The sequence below is a fragment of the Acidiluteibacter ferrifornacis genome, assembly GCF_009909615.1.
Classification (GTDB): domain Bacteria; phylum Bacteroidota; class Bacteroidia; order Flavobacteriales_E; family Vicingaceae; genus Acidiluteibacter; species Acidiluteibacter ferrifornacis.
This window is the reverse complement of the sequence record NZ_WWNE01000006.1, coordinates 146,749-171,989: the sequence shown is the minus strand read 5'-3', so window position 1 is coordinate 171,989 and position 25,241 is coordinate 146,749. Positions and strand designations below refer to the sequence as shown.

At 36.7% G+C, this 25,241-nt stretch carries 14 protein-coding genes and 1 pseudogene; 5 read left to right on the top strand and 10 right to left on the bottom strand.

Annotated features, from left to right (window positions below):
- Nucleotides 1–938 precede the first annotated feature (938 nt).
- The 6 genes from uvrB to GQN54_RS07235 all read right to left on the bottom strand — a co-directional run bounded on the left by uvrB (nt 939) and on the right by GQN54_RS07235 (nt 8,224).
- Nucleotides 939–2,960: an excinuclease ABC subunit UvrB gene (gene uvrB, locus GQN54_RS07260; protein ID WP_160632869.1), complete on the bottom strand. Its 2,022-nt coding sequence runs from the start codon at nt 2,958–2,960 to the stop codon at nt 939–941.
- Between the two features lie 25 nt (nt 2,961–2,985).
- Entirely contained in the window at nt 2,986–4,194 is a 1,209-nt protein-coding gene (locus GQN54_RS07255) for a DUF2254 domain-containing protein (protein ID WP_160632868.1), read from the bottom strand.
- Nucleotides 4,195–4,256: 62 nt separating this feature from the next.
- Nucleotides 4,257–5,540, bottom strand: a complete 1,284-nt coding sequence (locus GQN54_RS07250) for a S28 family serine protease (RefSeq protein WP_160632867.1) — start codon at nt 5,538–5,540, stop codon at nt 4,257–4,259.
- Nucleotides 5,541–5,577: 37 nt separating this feature from the next.
- Entirely contained in the window at nt 5,578–6,693 is a 1,116-nt protein-coding gene (locus GQN54_RS07245) for a mechanosensitive ion channel family protein (RefSeq protein WP_160632866.1), read from the bottom strand.
- A 74-nt stretch (nt 6,694–6,767) separates the two neighbouring features.
- Entirely contained in the window at nt 6,768–7,817 is a 1,050-nt protein-coding gene (locus tag GQN54_RS07240; RefSeq protein ID WP_160632865.1) for a DUF6687 family protein, read from the bottom strand.
- Nucleotides 7,818–7,819: 2 nt separating this feature from the next.
- Nucleotides 7,820–8,224 carry a hypothetical protein gene (locus GQN54_RS07235; RefSeq protein ID WP_160632864.1) on the bottom strand — a complete coding sequence of 135 codons (405 nt, stop codon included), beginning with the start codon at nt 8,222–8,224 and terminating at the stop codon, nt 7,820–7,822.
- A 121-nt stretch (nt 8,225–8,345) separates the two neighbouring features.
- Here GQN54_RS07235 and GQN54_RS07230 point away from each other — a divergent pair, with 121 nt between their 5' ends.
- The 5 genes and pseudogenes from GQN54_RS07230 to GQN54_RS07210 all read left to right on the top strand — a co-directional run bounded on the left by GQN54_RS07230 (nt 8,346) and on the right by GQN54_RS07210 (nt 17,964).
- Nucleotides 8,346–10,493 (top strand): S46 family peptidase, encoded by a 2,148-nt coding sequence (locus GQN54_RS07230; RefSeq protein WP_207554848.1) that lies wholly within the window; start codon nt 8,346–8,348, stop codon nt 10,491–10,493.
- A 388-nt stretch (nt 10,494–10,881) separates the two neighbouring features.
- A pseudogene (locus GQN54_RS07225) lies at nt 10,882–11,049 on the top strand (T9SS type A sorting domain-containing protein); the annotation flags it as partial.
- The gene (locus GQN54_RS07220; protein ID WP_160632862.1) at nt 11,050–12,843 is read left to right on the top strand and encodes a T9SS type B sorting domain-containing protein; all 1,794 of its coding nucleotides are present in this window, start codon (nt 11,050–11,052) and stop codon (nt 12,841–12,843) included. It begins immediately after the preceding pseudogene.
- Between the two features lie 241 nt (nt 12,844–13,084).
- Nucleotides 13,085–16,663: a S8 family serine peptidase gene (locus GQN54_RS07215; RefSeq protein ID WP_160632861.1), complete on the top strand. Its 3,579-nt coding sequence runs from the start codon at nt 13,085–13,087 to the stop codon at nt 16,661–16,663.
- 119 nt (nt 16,664–16,782) lie between these two features.
- Nucleotides 16,783–17,964, top strand: coding sequence for a GlmU family protein (locus tag GQN54_RS07210; protein ID WP_160632860.1), 1,182 nt, complete (start codon nt 16,783–16,785; stop codon nt 17,962–17,964).
- A 75-nt stretch (nt 17,965–18,039) separates the two neighbouring features.
- On the opposite strand, the gene GQN54_RS07205 is transcribed toward GQN54_RS07210, so the two are convergent.
- The 4 genes from GQN54_RS07205 to GQN54_RS07190 form a co-directional block, all read right to left on the bottom strand.
- Entirely contained in the window at nt 18,040–20,280 is a 2,241-nt protein-coding gene (locus tag GQN54_RS07205; protein WP_160632859.1) for a S46 family peptidase, read from the bottom strand.
- Between the two features lie 124 nt (nt 20,281–20,404).
- Nucleotides 20,405–23,731, bottom strand: coding sequence for a VPS10 domain-containing protein (locus GQN54_RS07200; RefSeq protein ID WP_160632858.1), 3,327 nt, complete (start codon nt 23,729–23,731; stop codon nt 20,405–20,407).
- Nucleotides 23,732–23,860: 129 nt separating this feature from the next.
- Complete coding sequence (locus GQN54_RS07195; RefSeq protein WP_235933001.1) at nt 23,861–24,328, bottom strand: rhodanese-like domain-containing protein; 468 nt, start codon at nt 24,326–24,328, stop codon at nt 23,861–23,863.
- Nucleotides 24,329–24,353: 25 nt separating this feature from the next.
- Complete coding sequence (locus GQN54_RS07190) at nt 24,354–25,160, bottom strand: DUF547 domain-containing protein (RefSeq protein WP_160632857.1); 807 nt, start codon at nt 25,158–25,160, stop codon at nt 24,354–24,356.
- Nucleotides 25,161–25,241 lie beyond the last annotated feature (81 nt).

Below are 25,241 nucleotides of genomic sequence, written 5' to 3'. Positions count from 1 at the left end.
TAATTATTTGAATTGTATTTTTTAACGAATTCAATTCTATTAACCGCAAAGCACGCCAAGGTTTCGCTGAGGTCGGAAGGATTTGTTTTTAGTTATGTAAGTTATATTTTCTTTTATACTCTTAGTGACCTTTGTGGGTTTGTCTTTGTGATCTTTGTGTTTAAATTTTTATTAATCTTTTTTTACCACAAAGAACGCAAAGGATTCGCTGAGGTCGCAAAGAGATCGACTTCAATGAACTTTATATTTTTTTTCTTTGTGATCTTTGTGTGTTTGTCTTTGAGGACTTAGCGGTTAATTTTTATTTGCCTTTATTGTTTAACCGCAAAGAACGCCAAGGATTCGCTGAGGTCGCAAAGAGTTTGACTTCAATGAACTTTTTATTTTTTTTCTTTTTGATCTTTGTGGGTTTTTCTCTGAGGACTTAGCGGTTAATTTTTATTTGCCTTTATTGTTAACCACAAAGAACGCCAAGGATTCGCTGAGGTCGCAAAGAGTTTGACTTCAATGAACTTTATATTTTTTTTCTTTGTGATCTTTGTGGATTTCCCTTTGAGGACTTAGCGGTTAAATCTTTTTTTGCTCTTATTGTTTAACCGCAAAGCACGCCAAGGTTTCGCTGAGGTCGGAAGGATTTGTTTTTAGTTATGTAAGTTATATTTTCTTTTATACTCTTAGTGACCTTTGTGGGTTTGTCTTTGTGATCTTTGTGTTTAAATTTTTATTAATCTTTTTTTACCACAAAGAACGCCAAGGATTCGCTGAGGTCGCAAAGAGTTTGACTTCAATGAACTTTATATTTTTTTTCTTTGTGATCTTTGTGGATTTCCCTTTGAGAACTTAGCGGTTAATTTTTATTTGCCTTTATTGTTAACCACAAAGAACGCCAAGGATTCGCTTAGCTCGGAAGGATTTGATTCTATTGTCAGTATTAACAATTAAGAAATTTTCTTCGCTAACAACTTCTCCATTTCATACATTTCATCTCGTAACCTAGCAGCCTCCATAAAGTCGAGCTCTTTGGCAGCAATTTCCATGTCTTTTTTGATGCGTGTAATCGCACGTCTCAATTGCTTTTCATCCATGTATTTTACCACCGGATCGGCCGCAATAGCTCTCCGCTCTTGAAGCTCATATTCATTGGACTCCTTTTCAATCGTACTATTAGACTTACCAATAGTGCCACGTTGTTTTTTGTTCAGAGCTTGAGGTGTTAAGCCATGTTCAGTGTTGTATGCAATTTGCTTCTCACGTCTTCTTTCGGTTTCATCCATCGTTTTTTGCATGGACTTGGTGATAGTATCAGCATAAAAAATAACACGACCATTTATATTTCTTGCTGCTCTTCCAGCCGTTTGAGTCAAGGATCGATTGGATCGTAAAAAACCTTCTTTATCGGCATCTAAAATAGCCACCAACGATACTTCAGGTAAATCCAATCCTTCTCTCAACAGGTTAACACCAATTAAGGCATCAAATACGCCTGTTCTCAATTCATGTAGAATTTCAACACGCTCTAAAGTGTCAACATCCGAATGAATGTATCGACAACGAATACCTGCTTCCGCAAAATATTTCGTCAATTCTTCCGCCATTCGTTTTGTCAACGTGGTCACAAGCGTTCGCTCACCTTTTTCAGAACGGCTCACAATTTCCTCCATCAAATCATCCACTTGATTCAAACTTGGACGCACTTCTATAATGGGGTCTAACAATCCAGTCGGGCGAATCAATTGCTCCACCACGATGCCTTCGGATTCTTTTAGCTCATATTCTGCAGGAGTTGCACTCACATAGATGGTTTGGTTGCGTAATCCTTCCCATTCGGCAAACTTCAATGGACGGTTGTCTATTGCGGCAGGCAATCTGAAACCGTATTCTACCAGATTTACTTTTCGGCTTCTATCTCCACCATACATAGCGCTGATTTGTGAAACAGTTACATGACTCTCATCCACTACTAATAAATAATCATCTGGAAAGTAATCCATTAAACAAAACGGACGAGTGCCTGGAGCTCTATCATCAAAGTATCTCGAATAATTTTCGATTCCCGAGCAGTAACCTAATTCCCGCATCATCTCTAAATCATAGGTTACTCGGTCTTCAATTCTTTTGGCTTCTAAATGTTTTCCAATGGATTTAAAATACTCCACCTGCTTCACCATATCGTCCTGAATCTGGAAAATGGATTGTGTCATTCTGTCCTTAGTGGTCACAAAAATATTTGCAGGGTATATTGACAAGTGCTCGAAATTTTCGATCGTAGCTCCACTAACAGGATTGAAGGATGTAATTTCTTCAATTTCATCGCCCCAAAAAGTAATCTTATAAGCAATGTCGGCATAAGCTGGAAAAATATCTACCACGTCACCAATGACTCTAAAATTGCCACGTTCAAAATCTGCAGTAGTTCGGGAATACAGCGCATTGACAAATTGGTGCAATAATTTATTCCTACTGATGACTTGTCCCACATCGATGTGTGTTACATTTTGTTTAAAGTCGGCTGGATTAGAAATTCCATAAATACAGGAAACTGAACTGATCACAATGACATCTCTTCTTCCTGACAATAGAGAAGAGGTTGTACTTAACCGCAGTTTTTCAATCTCATCGTTGATGGATAAATCCTTTTCTATATAAGTATCAGAAACAGGCAAATAAGCTTCAGGCTGGTAATAATCGTAATAGGAAACAAAATATTCGACGGCATTGTTTGGAAAAAACTCTTTAAACTCTGCATACAGTTGAGCGGCCAAAGTTTTGTTGTGGCTTAAGATTAAAGTTGGACGTTGAGTTTGTTCAATGACATTAGCCACTGTAAACGTTTTACCAGAGCCTGTAACGCCCAAAAGCGTTTGAGCATAATCTCCGCTGTTTACACCTTCCACCAATTGCCTAATGGCTTCAGGTTGGTCTCCGGTTGGTTTAAATGGAGCTTCAATTTTTAGTTTCATACTGTTGTTTCTGAATCTATAAAAATTAGTGATTCACTTTTTTCATTGCTATTAAAAACTGCTCGAAAACTAATTTTGGGTACTTCCGCTGTAGTTGAGTTATCAAAACATTTAATTGATACTGTATACTGCGATCAGACTTCCCATAATCCCAAATGGTCAAAATGTTTTCATTAAATAATTGTTCGATCTCTATCGGGCGTAATCGGACAATTGGGTTGTTTAGGTCGTCAACAATCAAAAAATGAAGTTCTGATTCTAAATAAAGATCGAACAATTGAAAAATAGCTTTTAAACTTTCATTGGCTGTGCCAGGGTCATTGATTCCAGGGCTTAATGCTTTAACAGCAATTTCTCGTAGTTGACGAATTCCAAAGGTAAAATTTTCTTCAATGGATTCGCGATTCACCAAGAAGATATAATCATGTAGCTGTTTTATTTGGCTGTCGCTTAAAGGTTTTGAAGTGTAAATGATTGGAGTGCCAGTAAGCACAAATGAACCTTTTAAATGAATGCTTTCAATCATTAGGTCATTTTCTTTGCAGAATTTGCGGATCTTGGTGATGTTGAATCCTTCAAAAACACCGCTTTGAAGTGCTTTTATCTCAAATTTTTCATCAGGCATTTGAAAGGTCACATTTTCTTTCTTTTCTACACTATTTTTAATAATTGAATTTTTAGTTTCCTGATAAATCCTAGAAACAATCACATCAAACTTGACAGATTGGGTAATGTAATGCAAGAAATAGATGAAAAGGAAAATGTCAAAAACGGTCAGTAGAATAGCAAAGTAGGTACTGATAGACGGAATACTGAGTGAATTTTCCGCATCTCTAATGGCGGTCAGAATAAAGAATGCATAGACGATAGTTCCAATATAAATCCCTAAAATATACTGTTGTTGTCGGTTGCCTATTAAATTATCCAACACCCTATTGCTTAGACTAGATGCTGCTTGATTCAAAACAATCATTACCATAGAGAAACTAAATACAGTTAGGGAAATTATTCCTCCTGCTATGGCCGACAAAATACTTCTCGCCGTCTCAGCGTCCTTAATACTTAAAAACTCATAAGTTGATTTTAAATCTTTACCTACAGCGGAATAATCGAATGAAATCATTCCGATAGAAATCGCTAGAAATAAGAACCCTATTAAAACTGGATAAAAAGCGATACTATGGATTACGATCTGATAACTATTTTGTAGCCAATTTTTTATTGCATCCATCATTTTGAGCTGGTTTAGATTTTATACAGTTTGAAACGTTTTTTGTTTCAAAGTATAGATTAGATTTACTCAATCTCCATATCCAACCATCGTTCCAAGTTGTTGACTAATTTAACCCTTTCGCTATTATTCATGTTTTTTATTCGTGCATCTCTATGGTCTTTTCCATCTAGAAAAAACCAAATCGCATCCACATTGTCATTGGGTCGAATGGCTGTTGCTGACCATGTGTCAGAGTTTCCATTAATGTAAATCATTTTATTACCATGCTTTTTAGCCCATTCAGCGGCTTTTTTAGGCGTGGAGTTGTTAAAAGGTACTTTCATTTTATTAGGCATAAACACTGCAGATGGGTTTTTGTCCGTTGGTAAAGCTTTTAAAAGGGGTTTAAAATCACTGATATTGTAGCCATAGTACCCCATTTGGCTCCCTGCTTGGTAGTAATGTGAAGCAAAATCTTCCATACTTTGATCTGCGAAAAAATCAACTCCCGAAACAGTAACAAAATGGTAGAGTACTTCTTCTAATGAAGCATTCTTACTCGGTATATCATTGCAATCATTTCCCCATTGCCAAAAGCTAAAGGAATATTCCAATACTGCATACTCAAAAGCTTCTTCGAAAGTCAGATAGTTGAAATGCAATTGAGCTCCATATGAATACCAGCGTAAAAGAGGTAAAACTGATTCTCTTTCTTTCAGTAATCTGGTTTGTAGTGCTTTTATTTTGGCTCTACATTCATTAGTTCCAACAGTGTCCAAAAAAGTATAGATGCGCTCATCTTCCAAACTTGCGTTTAAAGGAGCGACATAAGGAATACTTACATCCACATCTTCAGGGTAAAAGTAACGGTAGAAAATGGAGGTTTGCCCACCTTTACTGATTCCTGTGCTCACCCATTTGTTCGGGTAAATTTTTCTAAATATCTCATTGATGTGGTGTAAATCAGCAGTAGCTTGCTCCAGTGTTAAATATTGATATTCTATTGAATCTGGAACACTTTCTCCAAAGAAACGGTGCTCAACATCAATTTGATTGGACTTTATTAATTCGGCTACTTCTGAGATTCGGTTGCTGTTGCTAGTGTACCCTTGAGTTACCATTGTGGTTGGTCGGTTAAACCCTCTGTGACTAAGATAGGCGCGTTGATAGAAGTACCCTTTCTTAGGGTCTTGGTGATCAATTTGCTGTTTTATTCTTAGCTCATAAGCCGCCTCATACCCAAGAGGAGTATTTATCTTTTTGAAAATAACATCTGGTAAGTTATACAGCTGTTCTTCTATATTAAAATCTTGCGCCGTTAATGTGGCTGACAATAATAATAAACATGCTATGGCTATATTTTTCATTTGTGCATTCATTTTGAGAGCTAAAAATAAACTTAAATTAATGGTTTGATTTTACATTTTCTATTGCACTTAATTTTTCCTTTTTCATAACTATGGTGCGGTGAGGGAAAGGGATCTCTATTCCTTCTTTATCAAAGCGCTTCTTAATGCTTTCCAAAACACTGTTTCGAAGTTCAAAAGCAGTAGAAAAGTCGCTGCTCCAAGCCCATGCTCGAATGACTACTGCGGAGTCTGCAAGACTGATGACAGCAGTTTTTACAATTGGCAATTGCTGTTCTTTTTCTACCTCGGTTCGGTTATCCAATATGGATGGATGGTTTTCACATTCTTCCTGCATTATTTTTTTGGCTAAATCAATATCGCTATCATAGGAAATACCAATTTCTATCCGTTCGCAACATTTAGATTCTCCTAAATCATAGTTGATTAGCTTCTCTTTATTAATCATTGCGTTAGGAATAACTATCATTTTATTTTCAAAATTTCTAATCACCGTATGCCTTAGGGTAATGTCAGTAACCGTTCCTACCATGGTGTCCGTTACTTTTATAATGTCTCCTATTCTGAATGGCTTGAAAGAGATGATGAAAATTCCACCTACTAAGTTGGCCAATGCTTCTTGAGATGCTACACCCGCAATAATCGCAACAACTCCGGCTCCTCCTAAGGCCGTTTGAGCTACTCCTCTTAATGAAGGGAATGCTAATAATCCGAAAAGAGCACCTATAAAGTAGATGCTAAACACTACTACATACCTTAGAAATTTATAACTTGTCGGGTCTTCTCCGGCAATTATCTTTCGTTGGATACTTCGTTTAAACCACATGTTGGTGGTCGCAGCCACAACGATAGTAGCTATAGCGAGGAAGCCCAAGTATAGCACTAACTTAAAGTTGTCCATTAAAACATCATACTTATCTCGCTCGGCAAATAAAAAACTAAATGCGATGATACCCAGTACTATCCATAGCGCATTCAAAATCCTTTTAACTAGAGTGAGGGTGTTGGGATCTTCCCCAGGAAATCTTTTTTGTTCCTTTTTTATGAGCCAATTGTATAGGATTTTAGTAGCAACTTGCAGTATAACTACAGAAAGAATAATAATGATTCCAGTGTAGATTTGGTCTTTATATTGTTCAAAAAAATGACTCATCGTGATGGATATTTCAACAGTTTAATTTCTAATTCAATTAAAAAACGAATCCGCAATATATTTAGTGACAGAATTTATATGGCTATATCAATTGCTCTCACTTCTTTCCATGTCCAACTTTTCTTTGGAGTGATATTGCGGTAAGCAAACTTAAAAAAGTCAGTGATTAATCGCTCAAAAATATATGAATCAATACTCGAAGGATAAATTGCTCTTTCTGTAGGATTGGCATATCGTTCTGCTTTGGATAAATTATCATTTTCCAATCGTAAAATTGGACCAGTGTCTGATATTCCATCAGCATGCCAAGTGTATTGACTTTTTTCCAAGAGGTTGAGTTGTTTTAAAAGTGGTTTCAATGAAATACGCGGCAAAGTAGGGCGGCTTGTAATGTCTACCCAAGTCGTGTATTTGTATTCTACTTCGTATTTATTATCTGGATAAATACTCATGACAATGTCAGATCCTTCACTTTTTGAAAACAATCCATAATAATGCATGGGTGCTTTGGCATGAATGCATTGTAATCCAATCTCAGGATAATTGTTGACTGGATATTCTCCAGAATCAATTTTGTAATAATCGGCTTTAGCTTGATCGTATTCTTTCTCCCAAATGGCTTTATAACTATCTGTATTCAATAAAACTTCCTTAAACGTTGGAATGAAATAGTTAAACTTCTCCACACACAATTTGATTTCATCAGCTTCGCCAAAAGGAACGTAGAATTTCTCTTTCTCTACAGCATTGATGTAGCAAACCAGCTTTAAGGCATGATCGGCTCCATCCTTGGTGAGGTTTAATTCTCTAAAATCTCCTATAACCGCCATTTGGTGCAATACGGATTTGTATTGCATAGCAAGTTGAGGCTCAAATAATGCCCAAACACCTACGAATCCGTCAATGTCAAAATGAGTGGCAGAAATGAATGGGTTGTCAATACCTGTAAAATTTTTTTCAATGGCGTTTAGCACAATGCCACCTGAGGTATCATCTGTAATTTCAGCATGGATATTTCCTCCTTTCCAATGTGAAAGGATTAAACCTCGAGGGTGTAAACCATCTACAATAATGACTTCTTGGTTCCCAATCTCATGAAAAGGAACAAATGTTTTTTCAATCATCTTTATGTAATCGGATTCAATACCACACTAAAAATGACCATTGAGCTAGGGTCATTTCCATAGAAGCACTTCTCAATTGCCATCATAATGTTGTTGGCCATAAAATAAGAAGTGTGCAATTCTTGTTTGTCTTTTAATGACCATTGAATGGTGTAAGAACTTTCTTTGTCTTTATATTCTTTAATATAGTTTAGCATTTTTGTTAATGCTTCTACCTTTGTAGAACCCTCAGTGCTGTGGAATAAAAACGATTGGTGGTGTCTAGGATTTACGGTTACCACATCTAGCACTATTTTGTCGTTGTGGTTGTGAAAGTCAAAAATAATGTTGCTTTGTTTTAAAGCAATGTATTTCTCTATTTCTTTCTGTAATCGATTGATTTCAATGTTTTGTTCGGATGCTGTCATCTGATTGTTTTTCTAATTATTTCTATAAAAGCAGCTTTTTGCTTGAGTTTCTTTTCAAAGATTAGCAGCAATGACTATTTTAGTCGTTTAATTCAAGAACTAATCTTTAACAAATTTAAGCATGATTAAAAAGTTAGCCACTTTTTTGACCGCACTTTTAGTGCTCAATACCGTAAATATAGCCAAAGAGGGCATGTGGTTGCCACTCCTCTTAAAAAGTTTGAATGAAAGTGATATGCAAACTATGGGTTTAAAGCTTTCAGCTGAAGACATCTATAACGTAAATAATTCTAGTTTAAAAGATGCTGTTATTTCATTCGGCGGTTTTTGTACTGGTGAAATTATCTCCGATCAAGGGTTGATTTTGACGAATCACCACTGTGGATACGGTCAAATTCAATTTCATTCTTCAGTGGAGAATGATTACTTAACTAATGGATATTGGGCCAAAGAATTGAAAGACGAACTGAAAAATCCAGGCTTGACAGCTACTTTCATTGTAAGAATGGAAGATGTAACAGCAAAAGTGTTAGACAGTGTCGGTGTAGAATTGACCGATGAAGAAAGAGAACGTCAAATCAAAAAGAACATCAAAAGAATAGGGGAAGAAGCTACAGATGGAACGATATACGATGCAGTGATCAAGCCATTTTTTTATGGCAATGAATACTATATGTACATCACCAAAACATATAAAGATATTCGATTGGTAGGAGCACCTCCTTCAAGCATTGGTAAATTTGGTGGCGATGAAGACAACTGGATGTGGCCTCGTCACACTGGCGATTTCTCCATGTTTAGAATTTATGCCGGAAAAGATAATGAGCCTGCTGAATACAGTGAAGATAATGTGCCTTATGAAGCACCCAGAGCCTTGAAAGTTTCTACTAAAGGCGTTCAAAAAGGAGATTTTACGATGGTGTACGGTTTCCCAGGTAGAACACAGCAATATTTGACTTCTTATGCGGTAGATCAGATTCGAAACATAGAAAATCCTGCAATGATAGATATTCGAAGAGCTATATTGGACATTATGGATCGCAATATGCGTCAGAGCGATGAGGTGAGAATTAAGTATTCTGCCAAATATGCTAGAGTAAGTAATTACTGGAAAAAATGGATAGGAGAGAATAGAGGTTTAGATCGATTGAATGCAGTAGAAGTGAAACAAGAACAAGAGAAAGCTTTTCAAATTGCAGCCATGAAAGGCGACAATAAAGAATATGAAATGGCTTTGCCTGAGTTGAAAAAACTATACGATCAATTGCAAGACTTAGCTTTGGCTCGGGATTACTTTATTGAGATTGCATATCGCGGATTAGACATTGTATCCATAGCCAGAACATTCAGAAAAGACATTACTGACTTATCGGCTGGGAAAACATTTGATCAAGCCCACATTGATGGATTGAAGAAAACAGTAGAGCGTTTTTATAAAGATTACGATAAACAATTGGACAAAGAATTGTTCAATCAGTTGATGTACAAATATGCTAATGAAGCGCCTAAAAGCTTTATGCCTGATGTGTTCAATCAAATCAATGGAAAATACAAAGGAAACTTTACTGCATTTACAGACATGGTGTATAAAAAAACCATTTTTGATAGTAAAGAAGAAGTAATGGCATTGTTGAATAGCTATGATAAAAGTGCAGCTAAGAAGTTGTTGAAGGATCCTGCATTTTTAGTAGCAGAAAGTTTATGGAGCAACTACCTGAACAAGATTAGTCCTGAGTACAACCGCTTAAATGATGAGATCGACAAATGGAGTAAAATCTACGTGAAGGGGATGAGAGAATTATTGCCTGGGACCTATTATCCTGATGCGAATTCTACATTGCGATTAGCATACGGGCAAGTGGATACTTATGAGCCAAGAGATGCTGTGAAATATAATTATTTTACAACGGCTACAGGTATTTTAGAAAAATACGACCCAGCGAATAAGGATTTTGTGTTGCCTGCAGATATGATTGACTTGATCAATAACAAAGAGTTTGGTGATTATGCGGAAGATGGAGAATTACACGTTTGTTTTATTGCCTCTAACCATACTACAGGTGGAAATTCAGGTTCTCCTGTTTTGAATGCCAATGGCGAACTTATTGGATTGAATTTCGATAGGAACTGGGAAGGAACCATGAGTGACATCATGTACGACCCAGATCAGTGTAGAAACATAGCTGTAGATGCACGCTACATTTTATGGGTGGTAGACAAATATGCTGGCGCAACAAGATTAATTGAAGAAATGGAATTGGTGAAATAAAAATATACAAATACTTTTTGAAAGAGCCTTCTAATTTTATTGGAAGGCTCTTTTTGTTTGAAGATGAACGTCTGGGGAAGCAAGTAAACTATTAAATACTAACCCTCCGAGAGTTCGCATTGGAATTAAGATGCTAACTTTAAGCCACGTACAATATAGTCTCTATTTTTATCAAATCTCCATCTTGAAGTTGTCCTAGAGGATTCTTCAAGGATTTTGAACTAAAGTCTTAGAAAGTTCGTCTAGCTCCGAAGAATTGAGGAGATCCGGCGAAGGTCTTAGACTTTAGGAAGGAATCAGCAGAAGGAAACTCAGAGACTTGACTTTTTGGTTCATTTTGGGTCAAGCCAAAAGAACACAAGGATGAAGTCAATTCAATCAAGAAAACGTTACTTTTGAGTTGTACGATGTATTGGGCAAGCAGCAGTTAGTTAAACGACTAACTGCAACCAATACGCATCAATTAAAAATAAATGCCGTGCAACCGGGGATCTATTTTTATCGTATTGTTTCTAACGATGCTGCTGTTGAAAGCGGTAAACTAATCATTGAATAATTGAAAACCTTTTTAACCAGTAATATTTTGTTTTGGGCGGTGCTTTGCACCGCCCAAAATTTAATCCCTAATTTTTCTTTTGAGGATACCTCAAAAACAGGATGGGGTTACTCATTGCCTAATCAATGGCGATTAGCAGGCGGATTGAATACCCAACCTGAATATTACAATGAATTTCACGATCAATATTGGACAGTTCCACAAAGTCTTTTTGGTTATCAATATCCTCAAAAAGGATCGAAGTATATTGGAATTGAAATATATTATTTATTTAAACTTATTAAAGCCAATAGAAATTACATTCAATGTGATTTAAACCAAATCTTAATTACGGACTCTATCTATTGTTTTCGGATTCATGTGAACCTACCGGATTCCATGCAATATGCTTCTCGCAATCAATTGGGTATTTATTTGTCCAACAATAGGGTTTCCTCTACTTCTAACTTTCATTTACCTTATTCACCTCAAATCATTGTTTCTCAATCCAGCTACATTACTGAAACCAAAAAATGGGCAGTATACAACCATACCTATAAAGCAGCAGGTGGAGAAAAAGTGTTGACCATGGGTAATTTCAATGACACCACAGCAATTGATACACTTTATGTGGGAGGGAGCAAAAGCGAAGACAGTTATTACGGCACGTACTATTTTATAGACAACCTCTATTTAGGCAGTTGTGCAACATTGCCTTTGAGCTATGATGGCAATCTTGTTTCTGTGCAGTTGGATTCTGCGCTTTGTTACACTAGTCCTGTAGATGTTACTATCAACTACACCAATACTGGGGAAGAATGGTTGGACTTTACGCAAGATACCTTGCGCATTACTACTACTGTTAAACGGAACGGATTTGTGGTGCAAACGATAAATCAAGAAGTGAGTTCCAATAGCTACAATCCCATCCCTACAGAAGCATTGTTTGGAGGTAGTACCGCAAAAATTCCAATTCAAGGGTTAGATTTTACAACTTTAGGAGCTAATTATGAATTGAGCGTAACGGCAACGTTTAATCGAGATGAGGTGAGCTCCAACAATCAATGGGACACTACTATTGTTCCCAATCATGCTGTTGGTTCTGTTGCTATTTCAGCAGATACCATTTGTAAAGGAGAAAGCGTGAACTTGTACAGCAACAATTCCAATGGTTCAACACAGTGGCAATACAGCAGCAATCAAACCATTTGGGACAACATAACAGCAGGAGATTCTGCCAATCATATTCCTAGTGCTAATCCAATGTATTATCGGTTGAGCGTTTGCAATAGCTTGTTTTCAGATACTCTTAAAGTTATTCAGAATATTCCTCCAAAATTAAAAGACACAGTAATGCTTTTTTGTCAAAACACCACTCAAACCATTGTACCGCAGTTTGCAGAAAAACTTTCTGTCCTAAATTGGTACAACTCCGCAACAGCAACCAATCCATTTTTTCAAGGATTTGAGTATTCGTTTAAAGTCACCAATAACCAAGTGTATTATTTAGAAACGGAGATTAATGATTGTGTCGCCGAAGAACGAAGTAAAATAGAAGTACATGTAAATCATTGTGTGTTAATTATCCCCAACATTTTCACCCCAAACGGTGATGGAGTCAACGACACTTGGGAGTTGGGCAATACCAAAGGTTTGCCAATAGAAGTTACCCTTTTTAATGCATGGGGCATGGAAGTGGCTCAATGGAAAAACAGCCCGTCATGGTACGGGAATAACGTCGCAAGCGGAGTCTATTTCTACATCATCAAACACGATGGAGAAACGTATAAAGGGACGTTGAGTTTGTTGAGGTAGGGATATTTTAGCAGCGATTAACTCTCGGAGGGTTTACATTCATTTCGCTGCTTCAATTACTATTCAAATTCCTGTTTAATCATATCCTAGTTTATTTAAATTATAATCCCCTTGGATTCAAGAATCCTCTGAATCTTGTTTAATTAAGTAATTCCACTTACGATAAAGTAAGCCATAAGACAAATTCTACCTTAATAAATCGTTAAATTTATGGACTAAAATTTACAATTAATTTACATCCATGAAATCATACTTACTAGTTGTCGCTAGTTTTTTGGCCTTGCATTTCTCAAGTTATAGCCAAGAAACGCTTTTAAAATTGAAATCGGCAGATTATAAAATTAAACCCAACATTGAGCAGATCAGTTGGTCAGATTTAGAATTAGCAAAGTACAAAGAGGCCTATTACCTCTATGCTCATTTTACTAGTATTCCAACTCAAGCTGATAAGGCTGCATTGGACGCTGCAGGAATAAAGGTGGAAGGGTTCATTACCAACAATACATTTCTAGTCAAAATGGCGGAGAATACTGCTATAGAGACTGCTAAAAAGTTCAACATTGACGGTCTTTATGTGGTTACCCCTAAATTTAAAATGCACCATGATTTGGCGACAGAGAATTATCCCGAGCATTCGAAGTTAGGGAAGAAGGTACAAGTTGTTGTTCAAACAAGTTCAGAGTTCAATAATGAGGAGTGGACTTCTTACTTACAAAATTTTGGTGCAGATATTTTGAGGCAGTATGCGTATTCAAACCTGACTACCATAGCAGTAAATCCAAAGCATATCATCTCGATAGCTGGGCATCCAATGGTGAAGTATATGGAGCCGATTGATCCGGAGCCTGTAAAAGAAGATTTGGTTGGAAGAACCAATCATCGAGTGAATTGGATTGGGAATAAAACCATTAATGGCATTTCTTATAATGGAGAAGGTGTTTGGATGGGAGTTGGTGATGATGGTGCTATTGGTCCTCACATCGATTTTGAAGGTAGAATAGATCAGTCGGTATCAGGAGCTAGTACAGGAGAGCATGGAGATCACGTTTGTGGGATTGCAATAGGTGCCGGGAATTTAGATCCAGATGCTCAGGGAATGGCTTGGGGAGCCAATTTAAAAGTATACAATGTGTGGGATGTGATTTATAATTCACCAACATCAGTTACCAACCCCGGTATTGTGGTGACTTCTACTTCTTATGGTAATGGGTGTAATGCAGGCTATAATGCTTTTGCTCAAACTGCAGATCAGCAAGTACGTCAATTGAATACAATAATGCATGTGTTTTCTGCCGGCAATTCAGGAACTTCTGATTGTGGGTATGGTGCAGGATCTGGTTGGGGAAACATTACAGGAGGGATTAAATCTGGAAAAAACGTAATGGCAATTGGGAATGTGACTTTAACAGATGGATTGGCCAACTCAAGCAGTCGAGGTCCTGCGAGCGATGGTCGAATCAAGCCAGACATTTGTGCCAACGGAACCAATGTATTTTCGGTATTTCCAAATAATAACTATGTAAATAATACAGGAACTTCCATGGCGGCTCCAGGTGCAAGCGGCGCATACACTGCCCTTGTTCATGCCTATAAAGAATTGAACAATGGACAATTGCCTCCTTCATCATTAATGAAGGCAGCCATGCTAAATTCAGCCGATGACTTAGGAAATAAAGGTCCTGACTTTAGTTTTGGATGGGGAAGGTTGAATGCGAGAAAAGCGTTAGAAATATTTGAAGATAACTCCTATTTATTGGATACGATTTCACAAGGGGATACTAATTCTCATTCAATTGTTATTCCTGCAGGAGTAAAGCAAGTTAAAGTAATGGTGTATTGGACCGATTATGAAGCATCAGTAAATACTACTTCAGCTTTAGTGAACAACCTCGATATTACTGGAAGTGATGTTAATAATCCGAACTATCTACCATATGTTTTAAATTCCACACCAAATGCAGCTGCTTTAAATTCTCCCGCTACGAATGGAGTAGATTCTAAAAATAATATGGAACAAATTTCAATTGATAATCCTGCTTCTGGCAGTTTGCAAATTAGCGTAAAGGGAACATCCATACCACAAGGTCCTCAAGCTTATGTACTGGTATACTCTTTCATCATGGATGAAATAGTCGTTACTTATCCTGCAGGTGGGGAAAGTTTAGAGTCAGGAACTTCCAACATTGTGCGTTGGGATACCTATGATACCACTGGAAACTTTACAGTTGAATATTCTTTAAATAAAGGGTCTAGTTGGACTAGCTTGTCTACAAGTGTTCCTGCTAGTAGAAGGTATCAATACTTTAACGCGCCGAATGTTGCCACTGGACAGGCCTTAATCCGAGTGTCTCGAAACGGTGTATCTGGTGTTTCTCAACAACCTTTTAACATTATCGACCGCCCCAATAATTTGGCGATAACAGCTGTTTGTCCTAATGAATTTACAATAGACTTTGATACAGTAGCAGGTGCTACTGCCTACGAAGTATTTGTGTTAGGAAACAAGTTCATGGATTCAATTACAACGGTAACTACTTCTCCGGCATTGGTAACTTTTCCATCGAATCGAGAAACCTGGGTAGCGATTAGAGCTATTGGGAATAATATAGTAGGGAAGCGAACAGTTGCAGTTTATAAAGCGGCGGGGGTGTCCAACTGTGTATTAAGTGATGATTTGGCCATTGAAAAAATCTTATCACCAGGAGGAAATGCACTGTTTGATTGCTCAAATACTACAGCGACTAAAGTGAAAGTAGCAATCAGAAATAATGGTCAATCCATCAAAACGAATTTCAATTTATCTTATCGTTTTAATGGAGTTGTATCTCCAAAAGAAGTTTATTTAGATACAATTCTACCATCTGAAGTGAAGGTGTATGAATTTACAAACACTTTGAATATAAATTCAGGAGTTCATACCATTGAGGTAATCATAGATTCTTCTGATTTAAATATCTATAACGACACGGTAAGTTCAAGGTTTCAGTTGTATGCGAATGCAACAACAATTACCGCGCCTTACACCCAAAATTTCGATGGTTTTTCTAATTGTGTAACAAGTAGTAATTGTGAGCAGGGTGTTTGTCAATTGTCTCAAGGATGGCTGAATTTAACCAATACCATTTGGGATGACTTTGATTTTAGAACCAATTCTGGTACTACACCATCCAATAATACTGGCCCAACGGCAGACCATACTACAGGAAATAATAGCGGTAAATATTTATACCTAGAGACGTCCAGTTGTTTTGAACAAACGGCTGATTTATATTCGCCATGTATAGATTTGTCCGGTGGTGTTACACCTAAAGCGTCTATTTGGTACCATATGAATGGAGCCACTATGGGTGAATTGCATTTTGATTTATTAGTGGATGGAGAATTAATTGAAGATGTGATTCCTTTTGTACAATTCAATCAAGGCAATTCATGGAGACAAGCGAATATCAATTTAACTCCTTACAATGGGAGTATCGTAAATGTAAGATTTAGAGCGTTCACGGGTTCAGGATTTACTTCTGATATTGCATTAGATGATTTTGAAGTAGAGGATCCAGGAGCTGCTGTTGGATTGAATGAGTACACTCTTTCTGCAATTCAAGTCTACCCAAATCCAAGTAAAGGTCAATTTACTGTTAATTTAGGAAGTGAGAAGTCCGCGGAAATGACTGTTTTCGATAGCAAAGGACAAGTTGTGATTCAACAAAATGCGAATCAATCGACAGTGGAGTTAGATTTGAGTGCTTGGGAAAAAGGAATTTATTTCTTGCAAGTAAACACTGCTAACACACGTAAGAATATAAAATTGATTGTGCAGTAATTTAAATTTTAGATTCAATAATAGGAAGGCCTTTCGATTTCGAGAGGCCTTTTTTATTTCTTGTAAAACTCAACTACTGCGCTTATCTTTCCTTCAGTTTAACGATAAATAAAATACCGATGAATTATATTTTATTCGATGATAGAAGGATTGATTTACTCCCTTTTACATATACACGACCTGTTTCAGAAATCAGGTGTGGAATTCTAACCATTACCGAAAAGTGGGCACATTATCTCAATGGAGACATTTCTTTCTTGACATCAGATTATTTGCAAGTAAAGTATAAGGTGCAATACGAAACAGACAATTGTTACATTAATGGTGGAGTTTTCCCTTCTTCAGAGTTGCTTCATTGCATTGAAGATTTGGAGGAAGGAGAAATGCTGTACCATCAGAATGAAGAAAAAATAATTGCGTTCAGGTCTTCCCAAAAAGTAGAGTTAGGTGCATTTGATGTGCATGGTTTTCATCAAGTGAATTGTGATTTGGAGATTATTTCAATCAATGAAGTGTGGGATATTTTTTCAAAGAATGATGTCGCCATTAAACGAGACTTTGAATTATTGACGGATGGTAGGACTTCTCAACCTTTGGGAGACACAAACACACATATTGGACAAGAGTTGTTTATTGAAGAAGGCGCAAAGGTGCAAGGAGCAATTTTGAATTCGACAACCGGTCCAATATACATTGGGAAGAATGCAGAAATAATGGAAGGCTCAGTTGTTCGAGGGGCATTGGCTTTGTGTGAAGGAGCTCAACTAAAAATGGCTTCCAAAATTTATGGAGCCACCACTATTGGACCTCAATGCAGAGCAGGAGGAGAGGTAAGTAATTCAGTAATGTTTGGTTATTCAAATAAAGGTCATGATGGTTTTTTGGGAAATTCCGTGTTGGGTGAATGGTGCAACTTAGGTGCAGACACCAATGTTTCAAACCTGAAGAATAATTACGCTGAGGTAAAGATTTGGAATTATGCCAAAGGAGGCTTTAAAAATACGGGTTTACAGTTTTGTGGATTAATGATGGGTGATCATTCTAAAAGTGGAATCAATACTATGTTTAATACCGCCACAGTGGTAGGAGTGAGTGCAAATATTTATGGAGGTGGATTTCCAAGAAATTTCATTCCATCTTATGCTTGGGGTGGAGCTGACAAATGGATTACCTTCCGAACCAATAAGGCATTTGAGGTAGCAGAGAAAATGATGGAGCGTAGAAATATCCCATTTACTGAAGCTGATAAATCGATAATGGAATACATCTTTGAGGAAACATCGAAGTATCGCAATTTCTAGAATTTTGATTTTATTCAAATAAAAACGCCCATTTCGATTATCGAAATGGGCGTTTCTAGTTATATGCTGTTACGACTATTTTTTCTTAGTCTCTTTAGCTTTTTCTTCTTTTACTTCTTCCTTAACAGGAACTTCAACAGTAGTATTAGGGCTTAATTCTCTGATGATTTTCATTTCATCAATTAAGTGTTTCGCTCCTGCATACTTGTCGATAATGAATAAAGTGTATCTAATGTCTACAGAAATAGTACGCTGTAATTCTGTTTCAAATGCGATATCACCACTCATTGCTTCCCAGTTTCCATCAAATGCAGTACCTATTAATTCACCTCTACCGTTGATTACCGGAGAACCTGAGTTACCACCAGTAATGTCATTGTTAGAAATAAAGTTAACGATCATTTCACCTTTACTGTTAGCATATTGACCATAGTCTTTTGCTTTGTACAGTTCCTTCAATTTAGCTGGAACAACAAACTCAGGATTCTTTGGATCTTCTTTCTCCATGATACCTTCGATTGTCGTATAATAGTTATAGTATACAGCATCTCTTGGGTAATAATCTTTCACAGAACCATAAGTTACACGCATAGTGCTGTTCGCATCAGGTGCATATGCATGGTTTGGATTCATTTCACGAATTCCTTTCAAATATAAACGACCTGCATTGTCTAACTTTTCGTTGATCTCTTTTTTCTGAGCTCCTAAAGTCTGAACATAATCTTCTAAGATGATTGTTTTAGCCAATTGATACAATGGATCTTTTTCGATAGTGGAAGCTTTAGGTTTGTCCAAAAACTTCATCATTCTTTCTTTAGAAGTATAGATAGACTTACTATAGATTTTATCTGCCATCTTCGCATAGTCACCTTTGAACTTTGCAACTAAGTCTTTGAACATTTTTGGCTGCTGATCTGCAGGAATATCAGTAGCATAAGCTTTTACCATAGCTGCAAAGACCTGCTTATCGATAGCGTAAGAATATTCTTTGAATTGCTTTTCCGCAGTGGCTTTAAAAGATTCAACAGCTTTCGCTTTCTTCTCTTCGTCATCACTAGAAAGGGCTCCTAATAAACCTCTACTTCTCCATGCGAAAGAAACTGCTTCGATTCTGTATATCGCTTCAATATCGTAGGTGCTTTTCAAAATGATTTTTGAAAGTTCTTGGTAACCTTGATCATAGTTGCTGATAACATTTTTATATTCCTCTGCCTTTTTAGAATCCTTAGCAATCCAAGCTTCAAATGCATCTTCTTCTGCTTTTTTCTTATCGTAGATTTTCAATCTTTTCAAACCAGCAGTCTGGCCTTGGAAATATTTCCAATAGTTTGCTACAGAAGCTTGCTTATCAGCATAGTTGATGTATGTTTGCTCATCTTTTGCCATTTCAGCTTCGTATATATCTAATACTTGTCTTCTTAGCTTTACGATAGAAGGTTGCTGAATATTTACAGCCATTTCAACTCCGTAAGAACTTAAGTAACGATCAGTACTTCCTGGGTATCCAAAAATCATAGAATAATCTCCAGCTCTTCTATCCGCGATGTTTACAGGTAATGAATGTTTAGGAGTATAAGGCCTATTGTCCTCTTTATACTCTTTAGTCGGTTTATTGTCTGCATCTGCATAAACTCTAAAAAGAGTAAAGTCTCCAGTATGACGAGGCCACATCCAGTTATCTGTATCACCACCATATTTTCCAATAGATGATGGAGGAGCACCTACAAATCTAACATCACCAAAAGTCTCATATACAAATAGGTAGTATTCATTGCCATTGTAAAAACTTTTAATTTGAATATCATATTCATTGTCAGTTCCAGCTTTTTCTTCAAGAACCTTGATGATAGAATCCGCCTTAGCTGTTCTTTGTGCTTCAGTTAGTTCAACACCTAAGAATGGAATAATGTCTTTAGTAACATCGTCCATTTTTACGAGGAATGACACGCTGAAACCAGCAGGAATTTCATCCTTATTTTCTTTTGCCCAAAAACCATCTCTCAGGTAATTGTTTTCTTTGGTACTATTTTCCTGAATAACACCAAAACCACAGTGGTGATTGGTCAACATCAAACCTTTGTCAGAGATGATTTCTCCTGTACAAAAACCTCCACCTAAACGCACAATTGCATCCTTTAAACTTGAGTTATTTACACTGTAAATTTCTTCTGGAGTTAATTGTAAACCTTGTTTTTGCATGTCTACATAATTCAGTCGCTTGACAAACATCGGCAACCACATCCCCTCATCTGCTTTTACTTTAGGAACTCCTAGTAAAAACAATGCTGCAATAAAAACTAATGCAATCTTCTTCATTGTACTTTCTATTTATAAATAATTAATTTTTCGATCGACTAAATTACACCAATAAGTGTGATAAAAAAAACGCTTGAAGACGAACGGTTGGCTCATTCTTCAAGCGGTTTAAAATACTTATGGATTATTTTAAAATTACTCTAGATGTTTTTTCACTTGTAGAGGTAGATAATTTTACTAAATACAGACCTTTACTTAGTCCATCAAAGTTATATTGGACGTTGCCCGTAAGTTTGTTTGACTTTATCGTTTTCACAAGCTTTCCTTGGTAATCAAATATTTCAATAGTCGGAGTTTCGGAATAATCTTTCCAATTGATTTGAATTTCTGCTGTAGTAGGATTAGGATAAACACTAAATGATTGACCGGTAGAGTTAATCTCTGAAATGTCTGATATCACAGCTTTGACTAAAATGTTATCTATGAAAAGTTTATTTCCAAATCCTGATACATTCTCTAAGTATAAATTAACTATCGGTTGGTTTTCTGCTCCATATATATGTGCATATAAAGTCTGAAAATCCGAACTGCTACCTGGGGAGTATTCGGATTGTGTTGGAGTAACTGTTCTCAATGCTGCACCATAGAATGATGCAAACTTCACTTTCGTGTTTCCACAATCGATACTATAGTAGAAGTTCAGTGTATCAGAATCAGTCATTGTTCTACTGCTGTAGGCTCGATCTAAAAATAAAACTGGATAGCTTATCGTATCTAAATTGATTGCAGGGAATTCTAAAATGTCCTTTTTGCCAGCAGAAGTCGTAGTGAAATTATTGATACTTAAGGTGTAAGTTAGTGCGGGAATATTGAATCCGTGCTCCCATGAATTATCTCCATCTTCATTAATTATTGTAAATTTTGGCGAAGGATTTCTCGGAAAAGTAACCAATTCGAAATCTTCTGAAAATGGGGATTGCTCCAAGTTTGGAGTCTGTATTTCAATGTAATTTATTGCTTTAGAGGTGTCGCTATTGGTGCCATCACTTACAATCAAAGTAACATCATAGCTTCCTGTATTGGCGTAAGTTACAGTTGGATTTGCAGCGGTAGAAGTGGACGGCGTTCCACCGGGAAATTGCCATTGATAGCTGGTAACAGTATTCACCGATTGGTCATTAAACTGAACTACTACATTTGGACAATTAATTCGCTTTGTAGAATTGAACCTGGATACCGGTTGATTCGTTGGATATTGAAATGGATCAGACTCCCAAATCCCTCTACCATAGGTGGCAGCTCTGAGTTTGTTAGTTGCATAATTCATTTCTAATTCATTCACTATCACATTTGGAAGCCCAGTCATATATGGTAGCCATTCAGTAGTGTATGGTTTTAAGTAGTATACACCAACGTCAGTTCCTACATAAAGAACCCCATTTCTTTCATCTCGTTCAATGCAATTGACTGGCAGATTCGGTAGATTATAGGTGATGTTTGACCAGTTGCTACCACCACTATTTGAGTAGTACACTTTTTCAGAGGCGTTAAACCCTGAAACCGTCACCCATACATTGTTGGTATTTTGATGATCTACTTCTATATAAGTTTTGGACTGATTAGATAAGTTTCCAGTAACATCTGTCCAATTACTACCTAAGTTGGTAGTTCTAAAAATGGAGTTTTGAGTTCCTGCATAAATCACATTACTATTCGACTTTGCAATAGCAATAGATCTGAAAGTAGGCCCGCCGGGAAAATTTGAGATTTTGGTCCAATTACTTCCAAGATTGTTTGAAAGCCAAATGTTTTCAAATCCTGCTACAATTCGATCGCTGTTATTGGGATCCAAGGCATAGGGAGTTAACCAAGCCCCAGATTCTGAATTTCTAATGGTTCCTGCTATTCCGGTAAATGAATTTCCATTATCGGTCGATCTTCTTAAGCCTCCATTTTGAGAGGAAGTAAATAAAATATTGGAATTTGTAGGGTGAATGGCGCACTCCATGCCGTCAGCTCCAAATACATGTGTCCAAGTTTTGGATAGGGTTGAACCTCTAAAACAACCATTGTCTTGAGTTCCACCTACAATTTTGGTGGGATCGATCTCAGAACCTCCAAGTCGATAAAACTGAGAAATTTCTAATGTTCTTGATTTATCAACCCATGTAGCGCCTTTATCTATGGATTCATAAATTCCTCCATCAGAACCGCAGTATAATTTACCGTTGTAGAAATCTAATGTATGGATATCAGCATGCGTATATCCAATATTGTTAGGTAATGCCCAGTGAGCGATGATGTTGAATGTGCGTCCAGAATCTAAAGATTTCCAAACATTAACTCCGCCAACAAATACCTCATTAGCATTGTCTGGAGAAACAGCAAGTGCTAGGTCATACCAGCTTTGACCACCAGAGCCCATTCCATCATTGGAACTGCTCAAAATATTGGGTGAATTACTCATTTGAGTAAACGACGTTCCTAAATCGGATGATCGATATAAACCATAATAAGAAGCATCTGAAGCATCACCATATAGCCCATAAACTAAAGAAGGATTATCGATAGAAACCGCTATAGACATTCTGTTGACTGCGGCAGCAGAAGGAAGACCCATCGTAATCTTGGTGAAGTTAAACCCACCATTTGTGGACTTAAAAAATTCATTGCTACAGGCATAAATGATGTTGGTATCGGTAGGGTGCATTTCTATATCTCGGATAAATCCTGTTTGAACCCTTGTGTAACTCGCTCCTGCGTCTTCTGTAATAAACAATCCATTACTAGAACTTACCCAATGTTTTTTCGAATTGGTTGGGTGCATTAAAATTTTTGTCGGGCGTATACTTTGAGAAATGGTGTGCACCATTCCTGTGGGTGCAAAAGTACTTCCTCCATCGGTAGACTTTAAAACACCAATACTATAAGTGTCGCTACCATCTCCATCTCCAGTTGCAATGTAGATGATATTGGAATTGTTTGGATCGATTCCTATACCTGATACACCTAAAACGGGCAAATGATCGGTTAGGACATTCCAAGTGTTTCCTCCATCTATACTTTTCCAAAGTCCTCCAGCAGGTACACCTACATAAATTATATTTGGATTGAAGGGATCTACAGCAATTACATTTACTCTTCCTTGTCCTGGACTATAGCTGAGATTAATAAAATCATTTAAGCCTAAAGCAACCCATCCTGCAGATTTCTCAGCAGTAAAAGCAGCTTGATGTTCCTTTTTGTAACTCATGAAATTATTCCAAGCAGCAGTGGATGAAAAGCGCTCTCCAGTAGGATGCACTCTTTGCTCCATAAACCATTCCCATCGTTTGAACTGTTTATAGCCTTTCCCTTTTTCATAGGGCTTACCTTCATAGAAAGATTCGAATGCGGATTGAATCTCATAAAAATTTCTAGATTCTTCCTGCATCATTTTTACAAATTCTTGGGCAGAAATAGTGTAAATTATCAGCATTGAGAGAGCTGATAAAAGCGTTTTCTTTATCATAATGAGAGAGTTGTTATAAAAAATGGAACTACAGTTGCCTAAAATTACTTCTTTTTAGGTAAATTAAAAGGTAAGTTGAATGACTTATAGAACTATCTTATGAATTTTCGAAGAATCTTTTTCTAGGTTTTAGTACACCTTTTCTCCCTTGGATAGCCAAATCCCCCATGTTTTGCTATATCCATGAATCTTTGTGGTAGGATCTCCACTTAAATCGACTATAGGCTTTCCTTGATTTACCCATTCAAATATTCCGCCATACAGGTTAGATACATTCGTGTAGCCAGCTTGGAGCAGTTTTTCGCCGATTTTTTCGCTGCGGTAACCAACAGAGCAGTATATTATAATTGGTTCATTTTTACTAATGTCGTCCATTTTTGCCATGTCAAAATCATCATATCCTACCCATGTGGCACCTTTGATATGAGAAACATCGAACTCTACTTTCTCTCTAGAATCAATAAACGTAGTTGATTGAATTTGCTTTTGATCCAAATCTGCTACTGCAACTATTGGTATACTTTCCTTAATTAGAGCCTTCAGCATTAGACTGTAAGACGTGCTTTCTACTTGTGAAAAAGAATTTAAAAATGACATAATACCTAAAATTAACAAAGCAACTTTATTCAGCATAATAATTTCCTAAACTTAACGTCCAATCATAATCTAAAAATACTAATTCAGGGTTGGATTCCGATGGTATAAGGGAATAACTCTTTAGGAATTGGATTACCCCGCTCTTACCTCCGAAGTCACCTCTAAACCAACTAAACAATGGCGTGACCAATACTTGATTCAAGTCATCTTTATAGGAAGTTTCTTTCAAGAGGAATTTTTTAGCGACTGCATCTATTTTATCTTCAAAGTTATCAACTTGATAAACTGCAACCAAAGGGCAGCTTTTAGCACCGCAGTTGAGTGCAAAATGTATCCTAGGATCGGTTTCATTGGTTCGGAAAGTACGTTCATATTGACCTACAAATGGATTTTTTAAAAGTCCCCAGGACAGTTTAATGGTTGAACTTCTTATAATCCCATGTTCAATATCATCAAAACTAAGAATTTCTCCAGCTATTGTAATTTGTTTCTTTTTAAAAAAGGCTCCTCTATCTTCATATAAATTAGGGTTTTCTTTTAAAATTATCTGAATGTGAGCATTATATACATTTATCCAAAACACCTTTTTTTTAGTGTCATTGGTCAATTGATTAGATAAATCTTCTACAGTTACTGTAGCCAATTGAGCTTGAATACTTGTCGTTTCGTTGTTTTGGATTAAGTTTTCTAACAGCTTGGCTGATAGTTCGATGTAATTAATTTCTGTATTTAAATCAACATCTATGTCTCGCTTATTATTCTTTGCATTTATCTCTGAATGACATGAGATTAATATCGATAATAAAGAAATTAAGGTTATTTTGAGCCTCATTGTATGAATTTTAATATTTGTCTACTTTCGTTTGAATAACTACGTAGATCGTTTAGATAAGGATGTTATTCCTTTATCAAA

What these genes read in the sequence shown, in the direction of transcription:
- uvrB (WP_160632869.1), bottom strand. Translation starts at nt 2,960, where the DNA reads ATGAAACTAAAAATTGAAGCTCCATTTAAACCAACCGGAGACCAACCT.
- GQN54_RS07255 (WP_160632868.1), bottom strand. Translation starts at nt 4,194, where the DNA reads ATGATGGATGCAATAAAAAATTGGCTACAAAATAGTTATCAGATCGTA.
- GQN54_RS07250 (WP_160632867.1), bottom strand. Translation starts at nt 5,540, where the DNA reads ATGAAAAATATAGCCATAGCATGTTTATTATTATTGTCAGCCACATTA.
- GQN54_RS07245 (WP_160632866.1), bottom strand. Translation starts at nt 6,693, where the DNA reads ATGAGTCATTTTTTTGAACAATATAAAGACCAAATCTACACTGGAATC.
- GQN54_RS07240 (WP_160632865.1), bottom strand. Translation starts at nt 7,817, where the DNA reads ATGATTGAAAAAACATTTGTTCCTTTTCATGAGATTGGGAACCAAGAA.
- GQN54_RS07235 (WP_160632864.1), bottom strand. Translation starts at nt 8,224, where the DNA reads ATGACAGCATCCGAACAAAACATTGAAATCAATCGATTACAGAAAGAA.
- GQN54_RS07230 (WP_207554848.1), top strand. Translation starts at nt 8,346, where the DNA reads ATGATTAAAAAGTTAGCCACTTTTTTGACCGCACTTTTAGTGCTCAAT.
- GQN54_RS07215 (WP_160632861.1), top strand. Translation starts at nt 13,085, where the DNA reads ATGAAATCATACTTACTAGTTGTCGCTAGTTTTTTGGCCTTGCATTTC.
- GQN54_RS07210 (WP_160632860.1), top strand. Translation starts at nt 16,783, where the DNA reads ATGAATTATATTTTATTCGATGATAGAAGGATTGATTTACTCCCTTTT.
- GQN54_RS07205 (WP_160632859.1), bottom strand. Translation starts at nt 20,280, where the DNA reads ATGAAGAAGATTGCATTAGTTTTTATTGCAGCATTGTTTTTACTAGGA.
- GQN54_RS07200 (WP_160632858.1), bottom strand. Translation starts at nt 23,731, where the DNA reads ATGATAAAGAAAACGCTTTTATCAGCTCTCTCAATGCTGATAATTTAC.
- GQN54_RS07195 (WP_235933001.1), bottom strand. Translation starts at nt 24,328, where the DNA reads ATGTCATTTTTAAATTCTTTTTCACAAGTAGAAAGCACGTCTTACAGT.
- GQN54_RS07190 (WP_160632857.1), bottom strand. Translation starts at nt 25,160, where the DNA reads ATGAGGCTCAAAATAACCTTAATTTCTTTATTATCGATATTAATCTCA.